Source organism: Tenacibaculum sp. 1_MG-2023 (genome assembly GCF_030547425.1).
In the GTDB taxonomy this organism is placed as follows: Bacteria; Bacteroidota; Bacteroidia; order Flavobacteriales; family Flavobacteriaceae; genus Polaribacter.
Window position 1 is genome coordinate 1 of record NZ_JAUORH010000041.1, and the last position, 4,955, is coordinate 4,955.

Sequence of the window (4,955 nt, forward strand, 5' to 3'; positions counted from 1 at the left end):
TTTTTCATTGTGACAGTTTGAATTTAAAGTTAGTAAATTCGAATTATTAACTGTCCTATTTTTTGGGAAGCCTACAAATGGAACACTCTTTTTGCGAAACGACGATAGGAGAGAAGTGGAATGTGTGTGGAATGTTTTAATTTAATAGATTAAATAATTATATATTTATGTTTTATTAGTTTTAAATATAATTATAATGACTTTAGAAGAATTTTCAATAATTAACTTATTTAAAGAACTCAATTTTAAAATAAGGATAAATGAAAATAAACTAATTATTGTTTCAGAGAATGGTTCAGGTAAGACTACTATATTAAGAATGCTCTATCTGTTTTTATCCAAACAATGGGCTTTACTCGCTGAATATGATTTTGAAACAATCTCAGCAATAATTAATGGTAAAGATTATACGTTTAATAAAAATGAATTTATAATCGAAACTTTCGACCATTCAGTTTATGAAGAAATCGCTCAAGAATTTCCAACATATAAAAGTTTTATAAAAGAAATATTACCTACTTATAATACGAATATTCTTAAGAAGAATAGCCATGTTCTAGAAGATATTGAAAATGAATATGATGTACCTAAAAACTTGTTACTGTCGATAATAGATAGACTTAACGATAAAATTTTTGATGAAAACTTATATGACTGGGAAGTAAGTGTTATTTATTTACCTACTTATAGAAGAATAGAACGTAACTTTTCTAATCTTTTTGGAGATATGGATAGAAGATTAGAAGTTTATTTAAAAAATCTTGTTCCTGAATTAAATGCAAGAATTGATAATGAAAAGGATGAAGATGGTATTAATACAGAAGAAGATCTTAAAAAAATCTTTAGTGATTTATGGAACTTGAGATATAATGAAAAATGGAAGAAAGAGGAAAAGGAATTTGATTTTTTAGAACTAACGGAATTCGGAATGGATGATGTTAATATTAAGGTTTCAGAAATTTTAAAAAAAATTGAAGAAGGAGATTCAGAATTAAATTTACCCCTAGAGACATTTAAGAATTGCTGTAATAATTATTTAACTAACAATAAAAAAATAAAAGTTAGAAAAAAGTCAAGAACTCTTGCCGTTAAGTTAAATAATTCAAAGAAAGTGAAATTAAAAGACTTATCGTCTGGTGAAAAACAAATTGTCTCAATTTTCTGTCATCTATTTTTAGATTTAAAGAAACCTATAATAATTTTTGATGAACCAGAATTATCACTGTCTTTAGATTGGCAAGAAAAAATACTAACAGATGTGCTAAAAAGTAATAATGAAGGTTTGATTGTTGCTACTCATTCTCCATTTGTTATTACTGAAGATTTAAAAGAATACACTCATGGAATTAACGAATTTATACTTTAGTATATGTCATTTATAGATTCGTTTTTTGCAAAGAAAGATCAAATAAGAGCTTCTTCTGGAGTATTCAGATTGAGACAAAAATATTCATCAAATAATCAAGAAGTACATATCTTTGTTGAAGATGAAGATGATTATGTATTTTATCAAATACCCTTAAAACAATTATATGTTGATTATAAAATAATTCCATATTTCCAAAAAGGGAAAAAAAATGTACTTGATGCATATAACGAGATAAATTGGACAAATTATATTAAAGAAAAAGTTCTTTTCTTTATTGATAAAGATTTTGATGATTTATTAGGCATTAATAATAAACTTGATAGCAACGTTTTTGTAACAAAATATTATTCAATTGAAAATTATTTAGTTACAGTTGAAGTTTTCGAAATTATCTTAATGAGGTTTTTTGGAATTAAAGAACGAATTTTAATTGATGAATTTTTAGGTAAAATTAATAATGCCCACAATGAATTTATAAAGAATATAAAATCAATTATTAGCTTAATTTTGATATATAGAAAAGAATCTAAGCACATGGATTTAGATAAAATTAAACTTTCTAATTTTTTTTATCTTCACAATTTAGATTTCTTTAAAAGAAAAGTACTAAGTGTTGAAGATTATAATATTATCATGAGAGACCCAAACTCTACTAATTTTGATAGAGTTAAAGTAAGAAAAGAAAAAACATTAAACAATATTTTGTCTGAATGTGTAGAGGATACATCAGTTTATGATTATGCTAAATTAATAGAAAACAGAAAAACACTTGAAACATGTATTTCAGAAAAAATCTATATTAGAGGCAAATATGAATTTTGGTTTCTTTTTGAAATGCTTACTAGTATTGAACAAACAACAAAAAGAATAAATGAAACAATAAGATCTAAGAATGTTTTAATTGAAAAGGAGTGTGACAAAATATCGCTTTATAAAAAAAGAACAGATATAAATGCTAATAATATATTTGATATTTTTCCTTCGAAAATAAAGATGCCAGAAGATATTAAAACTTTTTTAGAACTTAACTATAATAGACTATAGATGGAGAACATTAATAATATATTTAATAATAAATTATTTAGGATACCTGATTATCAAAGAGGTTATTCATGGGAGAAAAGTCATTTAGAAGATTTTTGGCAAGATTTAATCAATTTGCAAAAGAAGAGGATTCATTATACGGGAATGATAAGTGTTGAATCTGTCAAAAGTTCTGAATTTTCTAAATGGAAAGATGATAAATGGTTGATTGATGGTAAAAAATATGAACCATTTTTTATAGTTGATGGACAACAAAGATTGACTTCTATTATAATTTTATTATGGGTTATTGTAAATGATTTAGGTCATGAAGAAGAGCTAAGCTATTCTTCTAAATCGGAACTAATTGATAAGTATATTTTTACCGAAAATGATAAGAAAGGATTTAAATCATACCTTTTTGGTTACCATAAAGACAATCCAAGTTATGAGTATTTAAAGAGGGAAATATTCGAGCAAAACGACAATACGAATAGACCTATAATAGAAACTGTTTATACAAACAACTTATTAAATGCAAAAAGATTCTTTACTGAAAGAGTTAGAAAACTTGGACGAAAAGAAAAAGAAATACTTTATAATAAAATAACTCAACAACTAAAATTTGATTTTAAAGTTTTAGAAGAAGAATTAGATATATTCATTGTTTTTGAAACAATGAATAACAGAGGTAAACCTTTATCTAATCTGGAAAAATTAAAAAATAGACTTATTTATCTTTCAACGCAATTTAAAGATTTAGATGATGATTATTCTAAGGAAGATTTGAGAGATGACATTAACGAACATTGGAAAACAATCTATAAATATTTAGGTTTAAATAAGGATAAGCGACTAGAAGATGATGCATTTCTTCAAAGTCACTGGATAATGTATTACAGGTACGAAAGAAGAGAACCTGAGTTTTATGCCAAAGATATATTTGATAGATATTTCACTTCTGCTAATGTGTTAGATGGTACTTTAAAGTATCTTGAAATTAAGAAATATATTGAAAGTATCTCTGAAGCAGTAAAACAATGGTTTGTTATGTATAATCCATCGCATCCTCATGCTTTAGAGTTAACACAATCAAAAGAGTTATTATTTTGGTTAAAAAAGCAAAACAGAATTGGATTTAAGGCTTTTGCTCCTTTAATAATGGGAGCTTTCTTAATAGAGAAAGATAATAATGTTAAAATTGAATTAATAAAATCTACTGAATCATACGTGTTTTTAATTTTTGACGTGTCATTTAGGAGATCTAACACTGGAACTTATCACTTTAATGCTAAAGCTAATGAATTATTCAAAGGAGAAGTTTCAACTGAACAATTAATTAAAGATATAAAATATTGGGTATATGGTAATGATGAATATCATGGGTATTTTGATACTGTAAACTTTTATAGTTTTATGAAGGATCTTTTCGTCCAAGACAAAACGAATGGTTATGCTGATTGGAAATACCTGAAATACTTTTTATATGAATATGAATTATATCTAAGTAACCAGTTTGAAGCAGATGAAAATTGGAACAAAATGTCAGTTATTGAAGCCGTATTACCACACAGAGCATTAAAAAATTGTTGGCGAGAGCATTTTCATAATTTTAAACAACATGAGAAGAAAAAATTAAGTGGTAGTTTGGGTAATTTAATCTTAACTCAAACTAAAAATAGATTTGCTGATGAAAAATGTTTTGATGATAAGAAACTATATTTCAATGATGGTAGTTTTAATGAGGAAGAGATAGCTCAGTATGAGAATTGGGATGAAAAAAGTATTCTACATAGAGGTTTAAAAATTCTAGATTTTATGGAATCTAGATGGAATATTGAAATAGGTGATGAAGAGGAAAAAAAGAAGCTCTTATTTCTTGATTTTCTTAATTAATAAAAAGATTATAAAAACGACCTCATAAAATTTTGGTCAAAACAATAGGTGAGTGGGGCGTCCATATTTTAGGGGTCTAGCAATATAGTTTCTTAAGAGTTATAATTATACAATAACTTCAAAACAATCTTAAAAAGTTACAATGCTTCCTAAAATATAGCGTAACGAGCCGTAATTGTTTCCAAAATTATATGCAGTCTTGAATTTTTGTTTCTTTTGTTTCAAGACAAAAGATATAATTGAAACCTTAGAGAGTTCAAAAGTGGAATTTCTATTTGACATAATGTTAGAAGTGCTAAACAAAAAACATTAATAGGAGTTCTACATAAAACAAGTGTATAGAAATTTTAAAGTGTGGATATTTGAGCTAGGGAAAATTTTATACTCTTGTGGCAAACTAACGAAAAGTTCATGGAAAAAAATATAACGAAAACATCCTCGTCAACGTAAAGTTAAAAACGAAATCTAAAAGCTAGCTTTTTTTTGGCATTGGCAAGCGATGGATAATTGTGTTTAAAAATAAATGCCATAAAGCATTTTAATTTTTAAAAAGCAATCGAGCGCTTGGCAGCGGCAATTTTACATAATGCCGAATTATAGCTACAAATTATTATAGTTCAAATGTTTATTAGAATAACGTATTTAAAAAATATTATTGAATAATACC

At 25.9% G+C, this 4,955-nt stretch carries 3 protein-coding genes; all 3 read left to right on the forward strand.

Features of this window, described 5'->3' with window-relative positions; all coding sequences use genetic code 11:
• Positions 1-196: 196 nt before the first annotated feature.
• Genes Q4517_RS15290 through Q4517_RS15300 form a run of 3 tightly spaced genes read left to right on the forward strand, consistent with a single transcriptional unit; the run spans position 197 to position 4,288 of the window.
• Complete coding sequence (locus Q4517_RS15290) at positions 197-1,366, forward strand: AAA family ATPase (protein WP_303511251.1); 1,170 nt, start codon at positions 197-199, stop codon at positions 1,364-1,366.
• 3 nt (positions 1,367-1,369) lie between these two features.
• Positions 1,370-2,413: a DUF4435 domain-containing protein gene (locus Q4517_RS15295; protein WP_303511254.1), complete on the forward strand. Its 1,044-nt coding sequence runs from the start codon at positions 1,370-1,372 to the stop codon at positions 2,411-2,413.
• Positions 2,414-4,288, forward strand: coding sequence for a DUF262 domain-containing protein (locus Q4517_RS15300; protein WP_303511257.1), 1,875 nt, complete (start codon positions 2,414-2,416; stop codon positions 4,286-4,288).
• The last annotated feature ends 667 nt before the right edge of the window (positions 4,289-4,955 follow it).